The sequence below is a fragment of the Burkholderia sp. RS01 genome, from assembly GCF_039748055.1.
In the GTDB taxonomy this organism is placed as follows: Bacteria; Actinomycetota; Actinomycetes; order Actinomycetales; family Micrococcaceae; genus Arthrobacter.
In genome coordinates this window covers 152050-173692 of record NZ_JBDLAK010000007.1, presented here as the reverse complement: position 1 = coordinate 173692, position 21643 = coordinate 152050, and the positions used below count along the sequence as shown (strand labels likewise).

General features: G+C 65.2%; 21 protein-coding genes. 10 read left to right on the top strand and 11 right to left on the bottom strand.

Annotated elements, in window-relative coordinates:
- Nucleotides 1–54 precede the first annotated feature (54 nt).
- Nucleotides 55–1314 (top strand): glycoside hydrolase family 3 N-terminal domain-containing protein, encoded by a 1260-nt coding sequence (locus tag ABFP37_RS08975; protein WP_347033348.1) that lies wholly within the window; start codon nucleotides 55–57, stop codon nucleotides 1312–1314.
- A gap of 133 nt (nucleotides 1315–1447) precedes the next feature.
- Here ABFP37_RS08975 and ABFP37_RS08970 read toward each other — a convergent pair whose 3' ends face one another.
- A complete protein-coding gene (locus ABFP37_RS08970; RefSeq protein WP_347033328.1) occupies nucleotides 1448–3652 on the bottom strand; it encodes a S8 family serine peptidase in 2205 nt (734 codons plus the stop codon).
- A gap of 311 nt (nucleotides 3653–3963) precedes the next feature.
- On the opposite strand from ABFP37_RS08970, the gene ABFP37_RS08965 reads away from it, so the two are divergent.
- The 5 genes from ABFP37_RS08965 to ABFP37_RS08945 all read left to right on the top strand — a co-directional run bounded on the left by ABFP37_RS08965 (nucleotide 3964) and on the right by ABFP37_RS08945 (nucleotide 7182).
- Nucleotides 3964–4473, top strand: a complete 510-nt coding sequence (locus ABFP37_RS08965) for a GNAT family N-acetyltransferase (RefSeq protein ID WP_185982193.1) — start codon at nucleotides 3964–3966, stop codon at nucleotides 4471–4473.
- A 292-nt stretch (nucleotides 4474–4765) separates the two neighbouring features.
- The gene (locus ABFP37_RS08960) at nucleotides 4766–5344 is read left to right on the top strand and encodes a signal peptidase I (protein WP_347033327.1); all 579 of its coding nucleotides are present in this window, start codon (nucleotides 4766–4768) and stop codon (nucleotides 5342–5344) included.
- A 31-nt stretch (nucleotides 5345–5375) separates the two neighbouring features.
- Nucleotides 5376–6029, top strand: coding sequence for a TasA family protein (locus ABFP37_RS08955; RefSeq protein WP_347033326.1), 654 nt, complete (start codon nucleotides 5376–5378; stop codon nucleotides 6027–6029).
- A gap of 12 nt (nucleotides 6030–6041) precedes the next feature.
- Nucleotides 6042–6587 (top strand): hypothetical protein, encoded by a 546-nt coding sequence (locus tag ABFP37_RS08950; RefSeq protein WP_347033325.1) that lies wholly within the window; start codon nucleotides 6042–6044, stop codon nucleotides 6585–6587.
- A 196-nt stretch (nucleotides 6588–6783) separates the two neighbouring features.
- Complete coding sequence (locus tag ABFP37_RS08945; protein ID WP_078026268.1) at nucleotides 6784–7182, top strand: hypothetical protein; 399 nt, start codon at nucleotides 6784–6786, stop codon at nucleotides 7180–7182.
- Nucleotides 7183–7251: 69 nt separating this feature from the next.
- On the opposite strand, the gene ABFP37_RS08940 is transcribed toward ABFP37_RS08945, so the two are convergent.
- The 4 genes from ABFP37_RS08940 to hisD form a co-directional block, all read right to left on the bottom strand.
- Entirely contained in the window at nucleotides 7252–8088 is an 837-nt protein-coding gene (locus ABFP37_RS08940) for an amino acid ABC transporter ATP-binding protein (protein ID WP_078026269.1), read from the bottom strand.
- Nucleotides 8081–8734 carry an amino acid ABC transporter permease gene (locus ABFP37_RS08935; RefSeq protein ID WP_347033324.1) on the bottom strand — a complete coding sequence of 218 codons (654 nt, stop codon included), beginning with the start codon at nucleotides 8732–8734 and terminating at the stop codon, nucleotides 8081–8083. The genes ABFP37_RS08940 and ABFP37_RS08935 overlap by 8 nt, the downstream gene beginning before the upstream one ends.
- An 81-nt stretch (nucleotides 8735–8815) precedes the next feature.
- Nucleotides 8816–9631 (bottom strand): ABC transporter substrate-binding protein, encoded by an 816-nt coding sequence (locus ABFP37_RS08930; RefSeq protein ID WP_078026271.1) that lies wholly within the window; start codon nucleotides 9629–9631, stop codon nucleotides 8816–8818.
- A 25-nt stretch (nucleotides 9632–9656) separates the two neighbouring features.
- Nucleotides 9657–10976 carry a histidinol dehydrogenase gene (gene hisD, locus ABFP37_RS08925; protein WP_347033323.1) on the bottom strand — a complete coding sequence of 440 codons (1320 nt, stop codon included), beginning with the start codon at nucleotides 10974–10976 and terminating at the stop codon, nucleotides 9657–9659.
- A gap of 83 nt (nucleotides 10977–11059) precedes the next feature.
- Here hisD and ABFP37_RS08920 point away from each other — a divergent pair, with 83 nt between their 5' ends.
- The gene (locus tag ABFP37_RS08920; RefSeq protein WP_078026274.1) at nucleotides 11060–11992 is read left to right on the top strand and encodes a LysR family transcriptional regulator; all 933 of its coding nucleotides are present in this window, start codon (nucleotides 11060–11062) and stop codon (nucleotides 11990–11992) included.
- Between the two features lie 43 nt (nucleotides 11993–12035).
- Here the strand turns inward: ABFP37_RS08920 and ABFP37_RS08915 are convergent, their stop codons facing one another.
- Both ABFP37_RS08915 and ABFP37_RS08910 read right to left on the bottom strand, forming a co-directional pair.
- On the bottom strand, nucleotides 12036–13235 hold the full coding sequence (locus tag ABFP37_RS08915) for a trypsin-like peptidase domain-containing protein (RefSeq protein ID WP_347033322.1): 1200 nt from the start codon (nucleotides 13233–13235) through the stop codon (nucleotides 12036–12038).
- Between the two features lie 191 nt (nucleotides 13236–13426).
- On the bottom strand, nucleotides 13427–14578 hold the full coding sequence (locus ABFP37_RS08910; RefSeq protein WP_347033321.1) for an alkaline phosphatase family protein: 1152 nt from the start codon (nucleotides 14576–14578) through the stop codon (nucleotides 13427–13429).
- A gap of 270 nt (nucleotides 14579–14848) precedes the next feature.
- Between ABFP37_RS08910 and ABFP37_RS08905 the strand changes: the two genes are divergently transcribed.
- A complete protein-coding gene (locus ABFP37_RS08905; protein WP_347033320.1) occupies nucleotides 14849–15247 on the top strand; it encodes a hypothetical protein in 399 nt (132 codons plus the stop codon).
- A 71-nt stretch (nucleotides 15248–15318) separates the two neighbouring features.
- On the opposite strand, the gene ABFP37_RS08900 is transcribed toward ABFP37_RS08905, so the two are convergent.
- Nucleotides 15319–16422, bottom strand: a complete 1104-nt coding sequence (locus tag ABFP37_RS08900; RefSeq protein ID WP_347033319.1) for an acyltransferase — start codon at nucleotides 16420–16422, stop codon at nucleotides 15319–15321.
- 295 nt (nucleotides 16423–16717) lie between these two features.
- Nucleotides 16718–17386, bottom strand: coding sequence for a signal peptidase I (locus ABFP37_RS08895; protein WP_347033318.1), 669 nt, complete (start codon nucleotides 17384–17386; stop codon nucleotides 16718–16720).
- A 640-nt stretch (nucleotides 17387–18026) separates the two neighbouring features.
- On the opposite strand from ABFP37_RS08895, the gene ABFP37_RS08890 reads away from it, so the two are divergent.
- Both ABFP37_RS08890 and ABFP37_RS08885 read left to right on the top strand, forming a co-directional pair.
- The gene (locus ABFP37_RS08890; protein ID WP_347033317.1) at nucleotides 18027–18503 is read left to right on the top strand and encodes a GDSL-type esterase/lipase family protein; all 477 of its coding nucleotides are present in this window, start codon (nucleotides 18027–18029) and stop codon (nucleotides 18501–18503) included.
- Nucleotides 18504–18816: 313 nt separating this feature from the next.
- Nucleotides 18817–19074, top strand: a complete 258-nt coding sequence (locus tag ABFP37_RS08885) for a hypothetical protein (RefSeq protein WP_347033316.1) — start codon at nucleotides 18817–18819, stop codon at nucleotides 19072–19074.
- On the opposite strand, the gene ABFP37_RS08880 is transcribed toward ABFP37_RS08885, so the two are convergent.
- Complete coding sequence (locus ABFP37_RS08880) at nucleotides 19071–20156, bottom strand: acyltransferase (RefSeq protein WP_347033315.1); 1086 nt, start codon at nucleotides 20154–20156, stop codon at nucleotides 19071–19073. The genes ABFP37_RS08885 and ABFP37_RS08880 overlap by 4 nt on opposite strands.
- Nucleotides 20157–20193: 37 nt before the next feature.
- Nucleotides 20194–21438 carry an O-antigen ligase family protein gene (locus tag ABFP37_RS08875; protein ID WP_347033314.1) on the bottom strand — a complete coding sequence of 415 codons (1245 nt, stop codon included), beginning with the start codon at nucleotides 21436–21438 and terminating at the stop codon, nucleotides 20194–20196.
- Nucleotides 21439–21643: the final 205 nt, after the last annotated feature.

The window sequence follows — 21643 nt, the reverse complement described above, 5'->3', positions numbered from 1 at the left end:
CGGAACCGGCGTACGCTGGTGGATATATGAGTGCCCCAGCGAAGCCGTGTGACCATGCGTGACCTAAGTAAACTCTCGGTTCTGGGAGCTTCGCTCCTGCTTGCCCTGGCGTCGTGCGCCCCGCCGCCCGCGTCCGGAACTGCCCAGCGTTCGAGCCGGGCCCCCGGCATCCAAATCGCCGCTCCCGCCCGTGTCACTCCCGCCCTCTTCACCTCCGCCGCTGCACCGGCAGCCTTGACACCCCCGGCCCGTGCCACCACCGCCGCGGCACCGGCGGCGCTGACACCCGCGCAGCAGCTGGCCCGGCTGACCCTGCCGCAGCGCGTCGGCCAGCTGTTCATGGTGGCCGCTGCGGCCACCGGAGCCGACATCAACACCATGTCCGATATCACCAGGTACCACGTGGGCAGCGTGTACCTGGCGGGGCGCAGCCGCGCGGGAACCGGCGCCACGGCCGCCGTCGTCCGCCGGATGACCGCAACCGTGTCAGCGGCCACCACCGGGGGCATCCGCTTCGCTGTCGCCACCGACCAGGAAGGCGGCTTCGTCCAGGTCCTCGGCGGTCCGGGCTTCTCCGTGATTCCGACCGGGGTGGCCCAGGGCAGGCAGGCACCTGCGGTGCTGCAGGCCAACGCGCGTGCCTGGGGAAACCAGCTGCGCGCCGCCGGGCTCAACGTGAATCTGGCGCCGGTCATGGACACCGTCCCCAGCGCGCAGTTCGCTCCGCACAATGCGCCCATCGGCTTCTTCGGCCGCGAATACGGATTCACGCCGCAGACGGTCTCCAGCCACGGCGGGGCCTTCGCTGCGGGCATGCGCCAGGCGGGCGTCGCGCCTGTGGTCAAGCATTTCCCGGGCCTTGGCCGCGTCACCCTCAACACGGATACCAGCCGCAACGTCCGCGACACCGTCACCACGCGCACAGATCCGTACCTGTCGCCGTTCCGGACGGCCATCCAGGCGGGGGCGCGCTGGGTCATGGTGTCCAGCGCCTATTACACCCGCATCGACGCCGGGCACATCGCCCCGCTGTCGCCGGTGGTCATGCGGACCATGCTTCGGGGAGACCTCCACTTCACCGGGGTCATCCTGTCCGATGACCTGTGCAACGCCGCGCAGCTGGCTCCGTGGGCCAAGGGCGCCCGGGCCACCGGCTTCATCCATGCCGGCGGAACCATGCTGCTGTGTGCCAACCCGCGGGACATTCCGGTCATGTCCTCCGCGGTGCTGCAGCTCGCGCAGCGCAACCCCGCCTTCGCGGCCGAGGTCAATGCCGCCGCACTGAAAGTGTTGACGGTAAAGGCCGGGCACTGACGGGCGGGACTAAAAATGGACGCCGGCCCGCCGTCGTGGACGGCAGTCCGGCTTTCTGTTAGCCGGTAACCGGGTGCCTATTCGGCCAACCGGGCCACGCCCCGCGCCTCGTCGAGATGCCCGGCCAAAGGGGTCAGTTCCAGCCGCTTCCCGCCTGGACGCGGCCGAGCCAGCCGCCGTTGCCGCTGCCCTTGTAGAGCCACAGCGCGCCGGCGGTGTCGACGGCGAGGACGTCGTTCCTGGCGTCGCCGTTGAAGTCGCCGCGGCCGGTGATGGTGGTCATGGTGTTCCAGCCGGTGCCGGCCTTCGTCCGTGCCTGCCAGCCGCCGCGGCCGTTGCCCGGGTAGAGCCAGAGCACGCCGTCGGTATCGCGGGCCAGGACGTCGGCTTTCCGGTCACCGTTCATGTCGCCGGAACCCACGACGGCGGTCATCGCGTTCCAGCCGGATCCCGCCTTCACGCGTGCCAGCCAGCCGCCGCGGCCGTTGCCCGGGTAGAGCCACAGCACGCCGGCGGTGTCGCGGGCCAGCACGTCGTTCCGGCCGTCGCTGTTCATGTCGCCGGGACCGACGACGGCGGTCATCGCGTTCCAGCCGTTGCCCGCCTGGGTCCGCCCCAGCCAGCCGCCGCGGCCGTTGCCCTGGTACAGCCACAGTGCGCCGGACCCGTCACGGGCCAGCACGTCGTTCCGGCCGTCGCCGTTCATGTCCCCGGCGCCGACGATCGACGTCATGCCGTTCCAGCCGTTGCCCGCCTGGATCCGCCCCAGCCAGCCGCCGCGGCCGTTGCCCTGGTATAGCCACAGCACACCGCCGTTGTCGCGGGCCAGGACGTCGGGCTTCCCGTCGCCGTTCATGTCACCGGCGGCCACCACCATGGTGATGTGGAGCACCGCGGCGGCGGCGTCCGCCAGGCCTGCCCCGCAACCTGCCGGGCAGCCTCCGGGCACCGGCCGGGCGGTGCGCTTGAGGCGTGCCTCGACGGCGGCGGGGGTGGTGCCCGGGCCCATCTGGGCCATGAGCAGCGCGGCTGCGGCGGATACGTGCGGGGCAGCCGCGGAGGTGCCCTCGGCGAAGTAGTAGGCCTCCGGCCCGGGCGTGGTGGGGCCGTCGTTCCCCGTGGACAGGATGCCGCCCGGGACGCCGCTGTCGGCGGTGCCGCCGGGGAGGGGCGTCATGTCGCCGCCGGGGGCCGTGAGGTCCACGGCGGACCCGAAGTTGGAGTAGGGGGCCAGCGCGCCGCTGGGTCCGCTGGCGGCCACGTTGATGACGTTCTGGCAGTTGCCGGGGCTGGAGGAGGCGGCCTGCACGCTTTCATTGCCTGCGGCCGTCACCACGGCCGCTCCCCTGCCGGTGGCGGTGTTGATGGCGTCCTGGAAAGCCTGCGAGCAGGCTTCCGTGCCGCCGAGGCTGAGGTTGATGACCCGGGCCGGGTTGGGATTGTCCGGCACCCCCGCCACGTGGCCGCCCGATGCCCAGACCAGGGCGTCCGCGATGTCGGAGGTGCGGCCGCCACAGGGGCCCAGCACCCTCACCGGCACGATCTTGGCCTGCGGGGCAATCCCGGCGATGCCTTCTGCGTTGCCGGCGACGGCGGCGATGATGCCGGCCACGTGGGTGCCGTGCCATGACGAAGCCATTTGCGGTGTACCGTCGGCGCACTGGCCGATGTCGGTCCAGTCGCCTTCGTCGTTGGGGTTGGGATCGCGCCCGTCCCCGTCGCGGGAATTGGCCGGATCGTTGATCATGTCGTAGCCCGGCAGCACATTGGCGTCCAGGTCGACGTGGCTGGTGATGCCGGTGTCCACCACCGCCACCACTTCGCCGCTGCCCCGGGTGACGTCCCAGGCCCGGGTCACGCGCATGCCGCCCGGCTGTTCGGACAGGTTCCACTGGAATTCGAAGTAGGTATCGTTCGGGTCGGCGGCCTTGGCCTGGAGCAGGGCGTCGGGCTCGGCATAGGCCACGGCGGGGTCGGCCCGCAGCGAGGCCAGGAGCTTCGCCGCGTCAGCGGTTCCCAGCTTCTTGTCGGTCCTGAGCACCCGGGCTCCGCTCGAGGTGGCGCGGAGGTCCTTGACCGGGGCGCCGAGCCTGGCCGCGGCCTTGCCGTAGGCCCTGGCCCGCTCCGCGGGGACCTTTGCGGCGGCGTCCTTGAACTTAACGATGAACTGGTCCGTGGTCACCGGAGCGGGGGACGAAGCCCGGCGCGGCACCGCGGGCGGCACGGCCGGATCGTCAGCAGCCGAGGCAGGCGGCGCGAACAGCGCGCCCGCAACCAGGACTGCAACTCCAGCCGAGGTCAGGAATGAGGACAAGTAAGTGCGGCGCGTCTGAGACATTGAGACCATCCTGTGCGGCGACCTGACCACTGATGGCTGGGACGCAGAAAAGAGGCGCGGCCCCCGCCGCGTCCAGAACCGAGTGTATCCGGTGGGGGTGACTTTTTGTGATGCAGTCCATAGGGGCGGCGCTTGGCTGGCATCCGGGCAAAAACGATAGCTGGCGCTCTGGTACGGCCGCGCTTCGGAGTCCAAGGCCGCTTCGCTCAGAGCTTGGGGAAACGCCCCAACTCCGGGTCTTCCCCCGGAGTCCGGAATGCCGCACACTTAGCGCAAGAGTCATTCCCCCACCGGCGGAAGGCAGATCAATCATGGTCCCTCTCATCTCCCTGGCGGCCCTCCTCAGCCCGCAGGAAGCCAAGCAAGGCACAAGCGTTCCCCGGCCCGTGGAATCCACGGATCTGGCAGAACTGACGGACCTGTATCTCCGGTCCTACCATCCCGAAGCGGACCGCCTGGACGCCGAAAAGGCTGCCGGCAGGATCAGCCGGATCTTCGCCGGAACGCACGGAACACCCATCCCCCAGGCCTCCCTGGCGATCGTCAACGCGGTCGGCCAGATCACCGCGGCCATCCTCGTCACGGACCGCCATGTCGGCAGCGCCACGCCGGGCACTGCCTACATCGCCGAGCTCTTCACCCACCCGGACCACCGCAGGCAGGGCCTCGCCGAGGACCTCCTGCGCCATGCCATGCATGTCCTGCACACGCTGGGGCACAGGACCGTTGCCGTCACCGTCCACAGCACCAACTCCGCTGCCATGGCCCTGTACCTGTCCAGGGACTTCCGCCGCCTCACGCAGCGGGCCGGCGTCGACTGACTTTCCTTGACCCGGGTTGAGCCCTCGCTATTGCCAACTGCCAGCCGCGGAGGCCATCGTTGTGATCCCGATTGAGTGCGCCCGTGGGGCACGGCTGTCCGCCCTGCCCACGAGGCGCTAAAGGCGCACCCTGATGGACTATCTTGATGGACGCGCTGTTGACCGCTTGCCCTTGATCAAACCTTGATCAACTGATGATCCGTTTTTGACCCGAAGCAGACGCTTTCCTGAGCAGCCCCGGGCATCGTTGGTTTTGTTCCACCAACGGTCTCGACGGAAACGGAAACATCCCATGGGCACTGCATCCAGCTCAGCCACAGCGGGCACGACGCCGGTCACGGGATTGTATGCAGCGGTTCGCCGCGCCGTCAACTTCGTCATCTGCGCGGCAGCCGCGCTGCTGTTCGTCGGCGTCTGCGTCGCGGCCCCGCTGCTTCACCTCGGGTTCTCCCCGGTCCTGACAGGCAGTATGCGTCCCACCTTCGCCCCGGGTGACCTTCTGATCACTGCCCCGGCGCAGGTCAGCAGTCTCCAGCCGGGACAGATAGCGGTCTTCACTCCTCCCGGAGAAAGTACCCCCTTCGCCCACCGTATTACCGCCGTCCTCGGAAGTTCCGAGCATCCGGTGATCACCACCAAAGGTGATGCTAATCCTGCGCCGGATCACTGGCGGGCCACGCTGAACCAGGACCAGGTACCGGTGGTGGTAACCGCTGTTCCGTATGCCGGCAACGTACTGCTCTGGGCGCAGAACCCGGCCCAAAGGGCCATCCTCACTGCTCTGTTCGGGTTGGCTGTCACGGGCGCCAGCGTTCGCTGGATCCTCCGGTCGCAACCGCCGGCGCAATCAAGCTCGTCTGCCACCGCCTAAACCTTTTCCATAGCCAAAGTAAGGATCTGTCATGTCTGTTATCGCAACCCCCTCCGTTCGCCGCCCCAACCCCCGTCTGCTCGCCGCCTTTGCAGTGGGCGCCGCCGGCCTGGCCATCACCGGCGGCGGCGTCTTCGCCGCACTGAACGCAACCGCCTCCAACACCACCGCACAGAACGCCACCAGCGGCATCCTGAGCCTGACCATGGCCGACAATGGTGCGGGATTTACCCAAGCCATCTCAAACCTGGCTCCCGGCGACACGGTGAACCGGTACGTCAACCTCACCCAGGGCAGCAGCCTGGACGGCAAAGCCTTGACGCTGGGCGTCAGCGCCGCAGCGGCCACTAAGCTGACCACAGATGCAACCAACGGGCTGCACGTCACTGTCACCCAGTGCAATGCTGGCACCTGGACTCCCGGCACCGGCATCTGCAGTGGGACCCCGGCCGTTCTGGTGACCAACGCAGCCCTGAGTACCCTGATCACCACGCCGGCATCCGTCGTTGGGGGCGCCGTGGCCAAGGGTTCGGTCCTGAACCTGCAGATCTCCACCACCCTGCCGGACCAGACAGAGACCACGACGAACGGCGTAGTACCCGGCGCCACCATCCAGGGCCTCTCCTCGTCATTGACCTGGACGTTCACGGACACCCAGCGCACGGCCTCCACCACCACCAACTGACCTGCTACTACCATGACGCACAGGCACAGCAGCAGGGTGGCGGTCATCATTGCCGCGGCCCTGCTGCCGTGCCTGGTCGCCGCTCCAGCCCACGCTGCAATAAAGGCAGGGGCGGTGTCCGGCACTCAGGCAGCCGGCTCGGGACAATGGAGCGCCGTGGCCACCACCGCCGGGGCCGCCCCTTTCGGCACTGGGGCACTGGCACTGACGTTCACGGCGGCAGGAACAGACCGGCAGTACTTCAACGTGGTCAACACCGGCACACTCTCTCTCACCGGGGAGACCTTTACTGCCACGACCACAAGGAGTTCAGCCGCGGTGGAAAGGTGCAGCACCACCTGGGACGAGTCCACCGGAACCTGTCCGTCGGGCACTATCACGACCGTCATGAATACGGGGGCCTCCCCTACGGCGTTGAACGCTCCGCTTGCGGCCACAGGAACCAAAATTCGACTGCGCGTCCGGATCACCGCGGCTATCCAACGAGATTCAACCATCACCATAGGAGTCACAGTCTCGCGCAGCCAGGTCCGCACAGCGAACACCACCACGTCCTGACCGTATTCCCCGGTCGCCGCTGCTAGTACAGATGTCGTCAAGAGGACCGAGATGAGAGAGCGAACCGAGCCAGTCACGCCCGTTACCAGGGCTAAGGTCTGCACGGCCACGGCCACCGGGCGCTGATGCGGAACACCGGCCAACCCCACACATTCCAAGGGAGCCGAAGCTACAAGACACATCGAACGGAAAGACAATGGCACTTCAAGGCAATGGAGCCGTATTCTCCTCCTCGCGGCTGCTTCGGCTCGCGGAGGACGTCGAAAGCGACGCTATCGCCGTCACCTATGCCACAATGTTCGTGCAAATGCTGCCGGAACGAGTGGGGCGCATCCTTTCCACTGTTCGCCAGGAGGACCTGCCAGCCGCACTAGACGCGGTGCTGAGCCTGAAAGTCCGGGCCCATATGGCAGGCGGCCTGGCGATGGAACGGGACTGCCGCATCCTGGAAGAGAACCTGCGCAAAGGGGAAGCCGCTGCCGCGGCCCAGTCCGCCCGCGAGGTGGCTAGCGACTGCCTGCCGCTGACCCGGGAGCTGGAACAATTCATTCGAGGCTGGCAGGACCAGGGGGGCTCAAAAGGCGGGCAGGCATGAGGCAGCGGAAGAAAGCTTACGACGCCGGTGCTGCCGCCAGCTTCCCCAGGAAGCCGGCGGCACGCGTCTCTACGCGGGCAGAATGCCCGACCGGCTCAGCAAGGCCCGGGTCTTCGGATGCTGGGGCGAGGTGAAGATCCGGCTTGGCGGCCCCTCCTCCACGATGACCCCTTGATCCATGACAACTATGCGGTCCGCGATATCCCGGGCGAACTGCATCTCGTGGGTGACGATGACCATGGTGGTGCCCTGCTGGGCGATCTTCTTGATGACGGCGAGGACTTCGCCCACAAGCTCGGGGTCCAGGGCGGATGTCGGCTCGTCGAAGAGCATCACGCTGGGCTCCATGGCGAGGGCACGGGCGATGGCAACGCGTTGCTTCTGACCACCGGAAAGCTTGCTGGGATAGTTGTCCATCTTGTCGGCCAGTCCCACCATTTCCAGGTTGGGCACAGCGACGTTCCGGGCCTCGGCGGCCGAGAGCTTCTTGACGTCCCGCAGCGGAGCCATCACGTTGCCAAGGGCCGTCTTGTTGAGGAACAGATTGAAGTGCTGGAACACGAAGCCGATGTCGGTGCGCTTCTGGGCCGTGACGGATGCTTTTTCCGCGATCAGCTCGCCATCGCGTTCCTCGTAGCCGATCAGGTGTCCGTTGACGTAGATGCGGCCGGCTTCGATCGTTTCGAGCTTGTTGATGCAGCGCAGCAGCGTGCTCTTGCCGGAGCCGCTGGATCCCAGGATGGCGATGGTCTCTCCGCGATGAACCACAAGGTCCACGCCCTTGAGCACTTCGACCCTCTTTTCCACATGCGGCCGGCCTGTAAGCCGGCTCCAGAGTGTCCTTTTCGTCTCGGAGACGAAGGTCTTGTGGACATCGCGGACGTCGATGATGGTCTCGTCAGCCATTGGCCCGTGCCTTTCGTTCAAGCACTACCACGACGCGTGAGAGTGGGAGGCTGATAATCAGGTAGAGAATCGCCGCGGCGGTGTAGATGGCTGTGGTCTGGAAGGTCTGGCTGTTCAGGATGTTGGCGGTCTTCAGGATTTCGGTCACGGCGATCACCGAGGTGAGAGCGGTGTCCTTGACCATGGCAATGAAGTAGTTGCCGATCGGCGCCATGGAGACCACGAAAGACTGCGGGATCACCACTTTCCACAGGGTCTTCGTGGGGGTGTAGCCCAGGGACAGTGCTGCTTCGGTCTGGCCGTGTTCCACCGACAGGATGGCGGAGCGGAATACCTCGGAGAGGTAGGCGGCGTAGTTGAGCCCCAGGCCCAGGATGCCGGCGGGAACGGGTTCAATGTCCACGCCGATGCTGGGGAGGACGAAGAAGATGTAGACCAGCTGCACCAGAAGGGGTGTTCCCCGGATGACCTCCAGATAGAAAGTCGCAACCCCGCGGAGGATCCTGATCGAGGAAATGCGCGCCAAGGCAATCAGCAGGCCCAGAACCAGCGCCAGCCCCATTGCGCCCAGCGCCAGTTGCACCACGACGGGTACGGCCACCAGCAATGCCGGAAAAACGGCGAAGGTGTTGTTGATGAAGTCCATTAAGGATCCCTAGATTGAGGCCGGGCCGGCGGTCATCACTCCCATGAAGCGGTGTCCGCCGGCCCGGCCCGGTGCCGAATACTACTTGGACATGTTGGCTTCGCCGAGACCGTACTTTTTGAGGATCTCGAGGTATTTCGGGGTCTTCTTCAGGTCTGCGAGCCCGGAATTCAGGTCCTGCAGCAGCTGCGAATCGTCCTTGCGCACTCCGGCGCCGATGATGCCCGGGTAGTAGGGCTTGTAGGGCTGAACGAGCTTGAGCTTGGGGTTGGGCTTCTGGACCAGGCTGTAGCCGATCACGGCGCTGTCGGTGAAGACGGCGTCAACCTGCTTGTTTTCCACGGCGGCCAGCAGGGCAGCCTGCGAGTCGAAGAGCTTGACCTGGCTGCCGCCCAGGCTGTCCACGAGGTCCTTGAATACGGTGCCCGTCTGCGCCCCGAGGACCTTGCCCTTCACATCGTCCCGGGAGGCCAGAGTGGAGTCCGCCGGGACCACCATTGCCTCGCCTTCGGTGTACCAGGGGTCGGTGAAGTTGATCTGCTTCTTCCGGTCGTCCGTGATGTACATGGCATCAACGATGACGTCGGCCTTCTTTGCGTTCAGCGCCGCGATCAGCGTGGCAAATTCTGAGGTGAAGACCTTGATCTTCCAGCCCTTGGCGTCCGCGATGGCCTTGATCATGTCGCCGTCAATACCCTTGAGATCGCCGGACGCCTGATCGGTAAAGGAGAAGGGAGCATCGTTGGACGTTGCGATGGTGAGGGTTTTCTGTTCAGTGCCGCCCGTGCTCCCTCCACTGCTGGCTCCTGAGCCACAAGCCGTCATCGCCAGGGCAACAACAATGCCCATGGGCACCAGGGCAGCGAAGCGCCTGCGGAGCATCTTTGTATTCATCATGAAGTGCCTTTGCTAGTGATGGGTTTTATCGGTTGAAGCGTTCGAGCCGAAGGGTGGCTGTGGCCTTGTGGGCTTCCATGCCCTCGACGTCGGAAATCGTCGCCACGTAGTTGGCCAGACGTGGCGTGGCGTCCTTTTCCACCCGCTGGTAGGTGAGGGGTTTGAGGAATCTGGAGACGGAGAGCCCTGCTGATGACCGGGCGCCGCCTCCGGTGGGGAGCACATGGTTGGTGCCGGATGCGCCCTTGTCTGAGTAAGCCACGGTGGACCACGGCCCCAGGAAGATGGAGCCGTAATTCCGCAGGTTGGCATGATAGTAGGAATCGTCCGAGGTCTGGATTTCCAGGTGCTCAGGGGCCAGCAGATCCATAATCTGCGCTGCCGTTTCCCGGTCCTCCGCAAGGTAGACGGTGCCGTAGTCGCGCCATGCCGGCCCGGCAATGTCCCGGGTGGCAAGCGAGCGCAACTGCTTGTCGATCTGCCTGATGACTTCCTCACCCAGCTCCCGGGACGTGGTCACGAGGGACGCTGGTGACTGCGGGCCGTGTTCTGCCTGGCCCAGGAGATCCGCGGCGACGAGTTCCGCATCCGCGGTTTCGTCGGCGATGACGGCCACCTCGGACGGGCCGGCCAGGAGGTCGATGCCGACGCGTCCAAACAGCTGGCGTTTGGCCTCGGTGACGTAGGCGTTACCTGCGCCGACGAGGATGTCCGACGGTTCCTCGCTGAGAAGGCCGAAGGCCATAGCGGCCAGGGCCTGCACGCCGCCGAGGACAAAGGCCCGGTCAACTCCGGCAAGGTACGCGGCGTACAGAACAGCCGGGTGTCCCCTGTCCGGGCCGGCCGGCGGAGTGCACGAGATGACGCTGCCGACGCCGGCGGCCTTCGCCACCCCCACCGTCATGAAGGCGCTCGCAAGGATGGGGAACCTGCCCGCGGGCAGGTAGGCCCCGACGCGGGCCACCGGAACGTACTTGTGTCCCGTGAAGACGCCCGGGAGGAGCTCGGCCTCAAAGTCGGTGAGGTGCTCGCGCTGCTCGACGGCGAAAAGCCTGGTCCGTTCGGCACTGGCCATCAGGGCCTCACGCAGTTCCGGGGACAGTGCGTCGCCGGTCCTGGCCAGATCGTCCTGGCCGATCTCCATGTTTGCGCCCTGCCAGCCGTCTAACTGCTTCGAGTATTTGACGACGGCGTCCATACCGTTTTTCTCGATGTCGCCAAGCATCTCGGAGACCGTTTGAATAACTTCCGGCAAACGCTGGGCCGGGACGCCCCCTACGGCGGGGCCCTTCAGTGTTGAGAAGTTGCCCCGGATGTGGACCCGGTCACGTTCAGTAAGTTGCATGGGCTAAAGGTACGTGCAGGCGACCCATCGCACAACGGGACGTAAACACGTGCCTGCAATAGGGTTGCCCGATAGGATGAGTCATGACACTCACGCAACTCCGGGCCTTCCTCGCCGCGTATGAGCTAGGCTCCTTCACTGCCGCGGCACGAAAGTTGGAAACAAGCCAGGCATCCGTTTCGGAGCTCATCAGCAGGCTGGAACACGAGCTCAACCACAGCCTTTTCACCCGCGGCGGCAGACGGCTCATTCCCACCACCGCAGCAGTCGAACTCAAGGTCCATGCGCTGCAGTCCGTGACCTCTTTCGACAACGGTGTGGAGGCCCTGAAATCCATGTCATCGCTGGAGGGCGGCGTCTGCACCTTCGGCGTCCTGCGTTACGGAGCGCACTACGATCTTGCCGACCTCGTGCAGCGCTTCCACCGTCGCTATCCCAAGGTGAAAGTGCGTCTTGTGGGGTTGAACTCCGTCGCCGTGGCCGAATCCGTGGCTTCCGGTGAAATTGAAGCGGGTCTCATTGTTCTCCCCGTTGTGGAAACCGGGCTCCAGGTCAGGCCGCTCTTCAGGGACGAAGTTTTTTACGCCTCCGCCCAGCGCGATCCGTCACGCGGCCCCATGACCATCGAGGAACTCGCGCAGTCCAAGCTGGTGCTTTATGACGCCTTCGCCGGCTGGCGTGATCCCACGCGCCGGCAGATTCTCGAGCGCGCGCGGCTGAAAGGCCTGAAGATAGATCCCGCCATTGAAGTGGAACATGTCGATACGGCGCTGGGCCTTGTGGCCACGGGGGCGGCGGACACCATTGTCCCCCAGGCAATCGTCAACGGGCCCGGTTTCCCGAAAAACGTCAAAGCCGTTCCATTTGCCGAACCGCTGTACGACACCATCGCCCTCATCCAGCGGGAGTCCGCCTACCTTTCCCCCGCAACACGCAAAATGGCCCAGATGGCCGAGCGGACGCTGCTGGCCAAGGTGGCGCCGGAACAGAATGTCCGGCGAGCGGTCCGGAATTGACCGGCGTCGAATAACCGGCCCCTGCCGCGTCAGCGAGCCGGCGTCAGCCTGCCGTTGCCGCACCGAGCGTGACGTCGGCTTCCTGATCCTGGCCGCCCCGCTGGAACGTGATCTTCACCGTGCTCCCGGCTGCCTGTTCGCGGGCGGCCGCCGTCAGCTCGGACGCGTCCGTCACGGTGTGGCCGGCCAGCGCGGTGACCACGTCGCCCTCTTTCAGTCCCGCCTTGGCTGCCGCGGACCCGGGGGTCACGGCGGCCACCTCGGCCCCGGTGGTGAACTCGGACGTGCCGGGCGCCTTGTCCTGCACGGACAGGCCCAGCTGGCCGTGCGTCGCGGAGCCGTTGGCGATGATCTCCTGGGCCACCCGCTTGGCCACGTTGATCGGGATGGAGAACCCGACGCCGATGTTGCCGGACTGGGCCGAGGATGAGGAGGATGAAGCGGCCGAGGCGATGGCCACGTTGACGCCGATGATCTCGCCCTGCGTGTTGGTCAGGGCGCCGCCGGAGTTTCCGGGGTTGATGGCCGCGTCCGTCTGGATGACGTTGATGCTGATGGAGTCCTGCGCCGCGTTTGCGGAAGCGGAGCTGCCGGCTGCCGATGACTCCGTCTCAATGGTGCGGTCCACGGCCGAGACGATGCCGTCCGTGACGGTGCCGCTGAGTCCCAGCGGCGCGCCGATGGCGATGGCGGCGTCACCCACGTTGACTGCGCTGGAGTCGCCCAGGGTCGCCGGGACCAGCCCGGTGGCGGTGATCTTGATGATGGCCAGGTCCGAGAGCGGATCCGTGCCGACGATGGTGGCCGCATAGACTTTTCCGTCGCTGGTGCGGACCTCGATGGCCGCTGCCTGGGCCTGCCCGTCGAGAGTGACCACGTGCGTGTTGGTCAGGATGTGGCCGTCGGCGTCCAGGATGATGCCGGAGCCGGTGCCGCCGGAACTGCCGGAGCTGGCGCTGATGGTCACCACGCTGGGCGAGGCCTTCTGGGCGGCGGCGGTCACCGCGTTGACGCTGGAGGTGTTGTTGACGATCACCGGCGTGTACTGGGCAGCCTGCGCGCTGGAGGCCGCCTGCGTCGGCGCGCCCCACAGGGTTGCGGCCCCGGCTGCGGCGCCCCCGCCCAGGAGACCGGCGGCCACCAGGCTCGTGACAAAGACCGCCGGCCCGACCCGTTTCCCGGCCTTCCGGCGGGTGGCGGGCGTCGCGGCTGCCTGACTCTCGGTGCCTGCACTGGCGTTCATGATCGTGCTCCTTGGGTTCGGCTCCGACTGCTCGGAGGCTATGACCCAATACTTGAACGCGGGACTAGTGTGCGCCTGTTGCGCTGCTGTGAGGGGGCTGTGAGCGTTTCAAAAATGAACGACGGCGGCCCGGGAGCCGGGCCGTCAGCCTCGGCTTGCGGCCCGGCGCCCCATGCGTTCAACCAATCCCGTCAGCGGGCGTTGAAGACGTCGGGCCCGAAGCTGTTAACCCCTGCGCCGCGGGCAATACCGAGGCGGGGCAACCGGAAGATGTCCTCGATGGTGGCCAGGAGGCTGTAGTGGTTGTAGAAGCGGTGGGAGGTGGTGCCGCCCCGGACGAAGGGCGAGAGCACCAGGGCACCCACCTGTCCGCCTGCAGTCCCGCCGGGTCTGCCCGGAGGGCCGGCCGAGCGGCCTTCGGCTTCGTCGAAGGTGATGACCAGGACGCCGTCGCGCTGGAACGCCGGGGACCGCAGAATGGGCGGCACGTGCCGCAGGAGCCAGGCGTTCGCGGTGACCAGGCCGCCGGGTCGCCGGTCAACGCAGGGGCTGTCGTGCCCGTCGCTGCACAGATTGGGGGTGATGTAGGAGAGGTTGGGCGTCGCCGCGTATGACCTCAGATCGTAGGCGAGCGCCCGGAAATCAACCACCCGCCGCCGGCAGTCGGGCGAGGACGTGATCGCTTCGAAGTACACGAAGGGGTTGTGCCGCGTGGCGTACTGGTCACCGCGCCGGGCCCCCTGGCTCCCGTCCTGGGCGCCGGGCGGCGGATGCCGGCACGGGATCCGCATGTCCTCCATGTACCCCTTCCAGCTCTTCCTGGCCGCAGTCAGCTGCCCGCCGACGGTGGGAACGGACCGTGGGTAGAGGCAGCCTGCGCCCCTGAAAACGCCGCGGTACGGAGGACCGGCGGGCCTGAACCGCGCATAGGTCCCGCAGCCGGCACGGGTCATGGCGTTCGATGGCTGCCCGGAAATCTGCGCCAGGTAGTTCGGCAGCGAATTGTGTGCGATCGCGTAGTACTGGGACAGCAGGACACCGCGGGCGCGCAGGAATTTAGACAGATAGGGGGCTTTCGACGCCGGTCCCCAGACCGCGCCATAGCCCCTGTTCTCGAGGTTAATCACAAAGACGTGGCCGGCCCTCGCTGCCCGGGTCAGCGCAGGCACATCCGGCAGCGGCGCCGCGGCAGGAGCGGCGGCGGTAACGGGGCGTGACGCGGTCTGCGGGGTCGGCGACGGCTGGCTGGCCGCCCCGGACATAATGACGGCAACCGCAAGGGCGAGCCACTGCGCACCCCGGCGGGCACCTTTGCCCGCCCTCCGCCTGGCCTTCCAGCCCATCGTGTCCTTCTCTCACGGACCTGTCCGGCAGCCGTCGGCAAACACCCGCATAAGGAATCTTCGGAGTTCAGAGGCCCCGACGGCTGGCACCAGCATAGGCCTCCCCGGGCAATGATTCCCAGCCTCCTTTTCAAGGTCCGATGAGACACTGCTCGCCGTCCTGTCTTGATCAATCCTTGATCAACTGCTGATCCCTTATTGACCTGAAGCGGACTCTTTCCTGAGGGGCCCCGGGCATTGTTGGTCCTGTTCCCATCGAACGGAAAGACAATGGCATTTGAAGGCAATGGAGTCGTGTTCTCCTCCTCCCGGCTGCTGCGGCTCGCCGAGGACGTCGAAAGCGATGCCGTCGCGATCAGCTACGCCGCCATGTTCCTGCGCCTGCTGCCGGAAAGGGTCGGGCGGATCCTTGCCGCCGTGCGCGGGCAGGACATCCCCGCGGCCCTTGACGCAGTGCTCAGCCTCAGAGTCCGTGCCCACATGGTCGGCGGCCTGGCGATGGAACGGGACTGCCGCACCCTGGAAGCGAATTTACGCAGCGGAGATTTCGCTGCCGCGGCCCGGTCCGCGGGCGAAGTAGCCAAAGACTGCCTGCCGCTGACACGGGCTCTCGAGGAATTCCTCCGAGGCTGGCAGGACCTGGAGGACTCAAAGCGCAAGGAGCCGTGACCGGCGGTCCAAGCCCAGCACTGGCGGAGGATCGCCGGAGCCCTCGCCGCCCCGGAACAGTCCTGATCAGGCTACTTCACCCCCAGACTTTCCTCGGGTTGAGGGTTATTCGGCACGGGGCCGCCGCCACGCAGGAACATGCTCCTCAACCACGCCTCAATGGGGCGTTCAAACAGTGTGAAGAGGAGCGCGGATAGCAGGATGGATACTGCAACGCCGAAGGCGGCAAAGGCCGCGCGTTCGCCAAGGGTCACCGGGCCGAGTTCCAGGGCTGTGCGCAGCACGAGCTCGTGAACCAGGTAGAGGGCGAACGACCATTCGCCCAGCCTCACCATGGCAGGAGAACTGGCGAAGGTGCGGCGGCCTCCGGTGCAGTCACGGTGGGCGAAGGCCGCGATCAGGAGGGCGAAGCCTGGCATGCAGAGCGTGCTCGCCAGCGCCGGCGCGATGTGCCACGGGACGTTGGCGGCCACGACCTCGAGCACGAGGACAGGACCGACGGCTGCGGCCGTTCCGACCCACACACCGAACTTGGGCTTCCAGCCTTTCCTGAACGCCATGGCCAGGCACACACCCACAATGAACTCTGACACCCGGTACGCCGGGAAGGCGTACAGCAGCGCTCCCCAATCGAACGCCGGGACCAGCGGGAGCAGTGCCGACAAGAGGGCCACGGCCACGAAAACCAACACGCAAATACGAAGGAGTCGTTTCGCTCGAAAACGCGAAAGCCACACGGCCAGGAACGGGAACACCGCATAGAAAAAGGCTTCACAGGAAAGCGACCAGGACACCCCGTTGTACGCATAGACCCAGGTCGGGTCCGCGTGCCAGGACTGTAGGAGGAGAAGCGAAGCCATGAACCGGGGAACGGACTGCTCCCCCTCGGTGGCCTGGATCAGCACCACCGCAGCAATCAGGGTGAGCGCATGCAACGGCCACACCCTGGCAAACCGGCGCCAGTAGAACTGTCTTTTGGGAGCGTTTGGCTTCATGGACCAGGCGAGCACGAATCCGGAAAGTACAAAAAAGAACGTCACACCGGTCTGCCCCACGGACACGAGCGGGAACATCTCCGGCACCAGCGTCACGGACGCGTGATACGAGACGACGAGCATCGCGGCCAGAAACCGCAATCCTGTCAGCGAATCCAGCCGCGTGGGCTTATGGTCCATCCTTCCTCCCTGTGAGACGGCGGTGACCGCCCATCATACAAGGCAATGGAGGCGTGTTCTCCTCCTCCCGGCTGCTTCGGCTCGCTGAGGACGTCGAAAGCGATGCCGTCGCAATCAGCTACGCCGCCATGTTCTTGCGCCTGCTGCCGGACAGGGTCGGGCGCATCCTCGCCGCCGTACGCGAGCAGGACTTCCCAGCGGCCCTTGACGCAGCGCTCAGTCTCAGAGTCCGGGCCCACTGTCAGCGTTTCAAAGACGGACGACGACGGCGGGCCGGGAGCCGGGAGTCGGGAGGTCAGCCTCGGCCTGCGGCCCGGTGACGGCGGCGGAAGGCCCGGAAGATGAACAGCGCGCCGAAGCCGATCAGGCCCGCAGCGGCCACGGTCATCCACAGCTCGCGGTCCGCGTGCCCCAGGTTGTCGGCGAGGTAGCCGGCAAAGGGCACCGCGTAGAACAGCTTCCCCTTGACCTGGCTTGGGTGGACGGGTGTCGGGGAGGTGGCGCCGTTGTTGTCGCCCCTGGTGATCAGGGTTTTCTCGCCGGACTGTGTGATGCCGAACCCGACGATCCGTTGCGTTTCGACGTCTTGCCGGTCCGGGTTGGGCTGGAAGGTGACGACGTCGCCGGATTTCAGTTCGCTGAATGCCACGGGCTTCACGGTCAGGAACGTTCCGGCGGGGTACTTGGGAGCCATGGAGTTCGTGGTCACGGTGTAGGTCCGGTATCCGGTGGCCCGCGGCACGATGACTAGGGCAAGCGCGGCGAAGATCAGTAACATCAGCAGCAGGCCGGCGACGCCGCCGGCCGCCCCCAGCCCGGGCCCTCCACGCTTCTCGGCCACCTCGACGGGGCGGCGGCTGCCGCGTTGACCGCCGGTGTCCATGCCGAACTGCGGCCGTGATATTCCTGCGGCCTTCGGCGCGAAGGAATCCCCCGTCCGCGGACCCCCTTTCGGCTCAGCCACCGGACACCCCGCGCAGCTGTCCGGAGACCTGTGGAATCGAGATGCTCACGACGTGTCCCCTCGCTGTGGCTGGAACCGAGGAAGATCACCGGATTTCGAAAGAACGAGACTTCGGCTGTCCCCTGGGCCTATTGCAAGAAGATTGCCGCAACTTACTCAGGACTCCATGCCGGAATCCGTCAAGGTTCCGTCAAGAATTAATTGGCGCCGCCACGGGGCGCCCGGGCAAGGCTTCGCCAGCACCGAGTCGCCGCCTTCTACGTCCACGCCGCCAGCTCACTGCCGGCCAACCCCCATCCCTTGTGCGGAAAGGCGATGAGCTGGCGACACATTCCGGTGTGGTGGTTTCTCGGCACTAACTGCCACTTATGCCGGACTCGTTCAGCTTGCCAAGAACCCGGATTCGCTCATCGCCGGGGCGGTCACCGTCGATGCGAACAACCTCGTCACCAGCGCCGCTGTCCAGTGGCCTGACGGGACACCAGGAACGCTGACAATCACCGGCCGGGACACCAACGGCGCTGTCCTCGACTACAACATCACCTACGGCTCGCCGGTCACGAAGACCTTCACGCAGCCGACCATCACCCGGAACACCGCCGGCGCGGCAACCAAAGTCCCCCAGATTGTGGTGAGCCAAATGGGTATCCTCGACGCACCCGCACTGTCACCCCTGCTGCGACCAAACACCCTCGTCGGGCTGGGAGACTCCCTCATTGAGCAGGGTGGCGGCGCTCCCGTGGCCGTCAGCCACCGCTCCTACGGGATGCTGACCTGGGCGCAGTTCTTCAGCGGCCAGCGGCTGCAGCTGCTCCGCAACTCGGGTGTTGGTGGGGAACGCACCGATCAGATCCTTGCCAGAGTGGCTACGGGAGTCCTCTCCTACAAGCCCGGTTACGTCACGGCAGGGACGAACGATGTCGCGCAGGCCATCCCCATGGCGACGATCAAAGCGAACCTCGCCGCGATCTGGTCAATGCTCGACGCGACAGGCATTCGGGTTGTGGCGACCACCATCCCCCGCGCAACTCCTACACCGGCACCCAGCTCGCAGACACCCCCGCCCTCAACGCATGGATCAGGCTCCAAGGCAGGAGCCGCCGGAACTTCCGCGTAGCTGACATCTACTCCGCCGTGGTCAACCCTGCCGGCACCGGATACCTTTCCGGTTACAGCGCAGACCGTATCCACCCCGGCAACAAGTCAGCACCAGCCGCAGGCAAGGCCATCGCTGATGCGTTCGCTCAGATCATCGGCCCACTCACGCCCTCAGCCCTTGACCTTGGCTCCGATGAGGGCGACCCATCCAACGTCCTGCCCTACAACCGGTTCAGCGCCGGGGCCATCGCGGACAACACGCCCCCCACAGGGTGGAGATCCGGCGGACCCTCATTGACCAGGCACCGTCTGCGGGCACATCTGGCCTCTCTATGCAGATGCAGGCCGTGGGCCCCAACACCACTATCTCCGATATGGAATGGGCGCTCGGGAACGACAATCAGGCGGTGTTCGACATGTACGGACTCGCGCAAACGGAGCCGTTGGCGGTGCCTGCTGCCACGACTCAGATGCAGTTGCAGATCGTGTTCAGCGGCGCGCAGACCATCGACATTGACCGGGCGACCATCCGGAACGTTACCCGGAACGTTTCGCTATTTACCCGACGGCGGGCCAGCCAGTTGCCCTAGGACTTGGATGCCGTCGAGCCAACATGCCTTCCCGTTGAACGGGAGGGCATGTCTGCCGGCGACTTCTTGGTGGTCAACCTGCGGCCCACGATAATCATGGGGGACTCAAGGAGCCGCCATAGTATCTCGGCCGCGCCGAGCGCCACGCATGCCACAACGACGAAGCGGAGAATGGCCAGGGGGGCCGAACCGTCACTCTCTGGGATCACACGGCTAACTGCCAGCAGGACAATGATGTGTACCAAATAGATGCCGTATGCGCGAGTCCCGATGTATGCGAGCGGCTTCCACTGGAGCACTGCCGAGACTAAACCCTTACTCAGGATGAAAGTAGGCATTGCCAGGGTGGCAAGCAGACCAAATGGAATATGCACAAACGAGGTCTCCCTATTGATGATTGCGGCATAGACCAGGGCAACCAGGACGGGCACTTGCACCACAGGTTTTGTCAGCCAAGCAACGGCCCGAAAAGTGGATTCCCTGTGCATGAGCGTGGCTAGAACGACTCCCGCAATGATCGGAACATAGATCGCGAGGTAGTCCCATCCGGCGAACGAAGAGGAGGCGAGTGCGACTGCGAGCAGGCCGAGTGCGGTCCAGAGCCGATGACGCATCAGCGGCACGATCGCAAAGCCCAGGATCGGCCACAGTACGTAGAACTTCTCTTCAATTCCCAGGGACCACGCATGACTGAAGGTGCCCGGTCCGGCAAACTCACCGTTGAAGGTAGCGAGCAGCAGCGATCGGCTGCCGAATGAGTCCGAGGGCCCAGCCATATCGAGCCCAAGCACGAGCACCGCGTATAGCAACAGAGTGAAGTAGTACATAGGAGTGATCCGGAATAGGCGCCGCACATAGAACCGCCATATCGACACATGCCCGAAGGTATCTTCCTCGCGCAGCAGCAAAGTGGTGATTAGGAAACCGGAAATCACGAAAAAGAGTGTTACCCCGAGGTACCCTCGCGCCGGCTGCCAGAGTGCGTCGCCAGTGTGCCAACTCAACACGAGGAGAACGCTAATTGCTCGGAGCCCATCTAGACCAGGAATGAACCGACCATCCCGGAAATCATTAAACGTCACTACTATCTCCCCCAGTTAGTCGGTTCAAGTGCACCGGTCATGCCCGCCGGACAAGCAGGCTGCGGCGCTGGGCCGCAGGTACGGGCGTGCTGCCCTCTGTTATCGGAGCCGCAGCGTTCCGAACTGATTCGTTTGCCCGCAGAACCAAGGCAAACGGAATCCAGGTCATCCATGCAACTCCGGCAACTGCATAGAAGTCAGTGGGAGCTTCGAACCAGCCATCCGCGAGGAATACGATGGGCCACACGGCCAACGGGATGAGCCCTGCGGATCCCGCCGCCCAGCTCTCGCGCAGTAGAGCGATGACGAGTACGAGTGTGGCCAGGAGGCCCACTACTCCAGCCGTGACCAGCATGTTGAGCAGCTCGTTATGCGCGTGGAAAGCTCCGACACCAAGATCGTTGTAGAAGCCAGCCGCTACATAGAAAGCGCGTGCACCATTCCCGAAGATTGGCGAATGTTGCCAGAGGTCAAGGCTCCCCGCCCAGATGTACCCGCGGCCGGTGAAGCTCTCAGGATCCGAGGTGGCGATAAACCATGGCGATGCCAGCAGGACCACTGGGTAAATGATGACCAGGCCGAGGGGTGCTAGGAGTCCGCGGACGGTGAGTCCTGATGCCTTTGCTTTCCACAAAATCATGACCAGCAGCCCCATTGCAGCGGCAGTCAGAGCAGTCCTTGACCCTGTTGCCAAGAGGGCAGCAGGGACAAGCACGATGGCAGCAATGCGCCACAGCCGCGACGGGATGTACAACACGAAAGGCAAGCCGAGTGCGAGCATCTGCCCCAGCGTATTGGGGTGCGAAACCGGTCCGGCCAGCGCCTGCCCGGTGAACAGGCTTTCCTTGGCTTCCCCACCCAGTGTGAGGAATGCAGTGCTTGGGGTGATGAAGGCTGTCGCAAGGCTGAATGTTGCCAGGATGAACACGAGGACGCCAGTTGTGCGCAGGGTCTGCTTGACGCCAGGGAGTGAGAAGATCACTAGGCCGAGGATTGGGTAGACAAACGCAGCCACCGAGATGCCTTGACCGGACGCATAGGTGCCAATTGTTGCCGCCACCCATGGAGCCAGATATAGCCAGAACGTCCGTGGCAGTCGGATGGTGGCAACGCTCGCCATCACGAGCGCAGCCAACACCGCCACGAGGCCATAGACGTAGAAGCTCGACAGAGGGTCGTGAGTCCTGGCTGATGCCTCAATGGTCAGTTGGGACGCCGTGCGTACCGTGGTCAGGTTATGAAATGCGGTTGGAAGAACCGCAAAGGCGAACATCGCGATCATCGCTAGGGAACCGCGATCAAGTTTCCGCCTCGGGACCTTAGGCTTAGGATTTGAACGCCGGCTGACCAGAGCGGACGGCATATTCGGAGCCTTTTCTACGGCGCCTGAAGCCGATCTGATGAGGAAAGACGGTCTGGTAGATGTATCCCATGCGGGCTTTGGAAGCGACCTGACGAGCACCTCCGTCTTTTTCGGCGCATCCTTC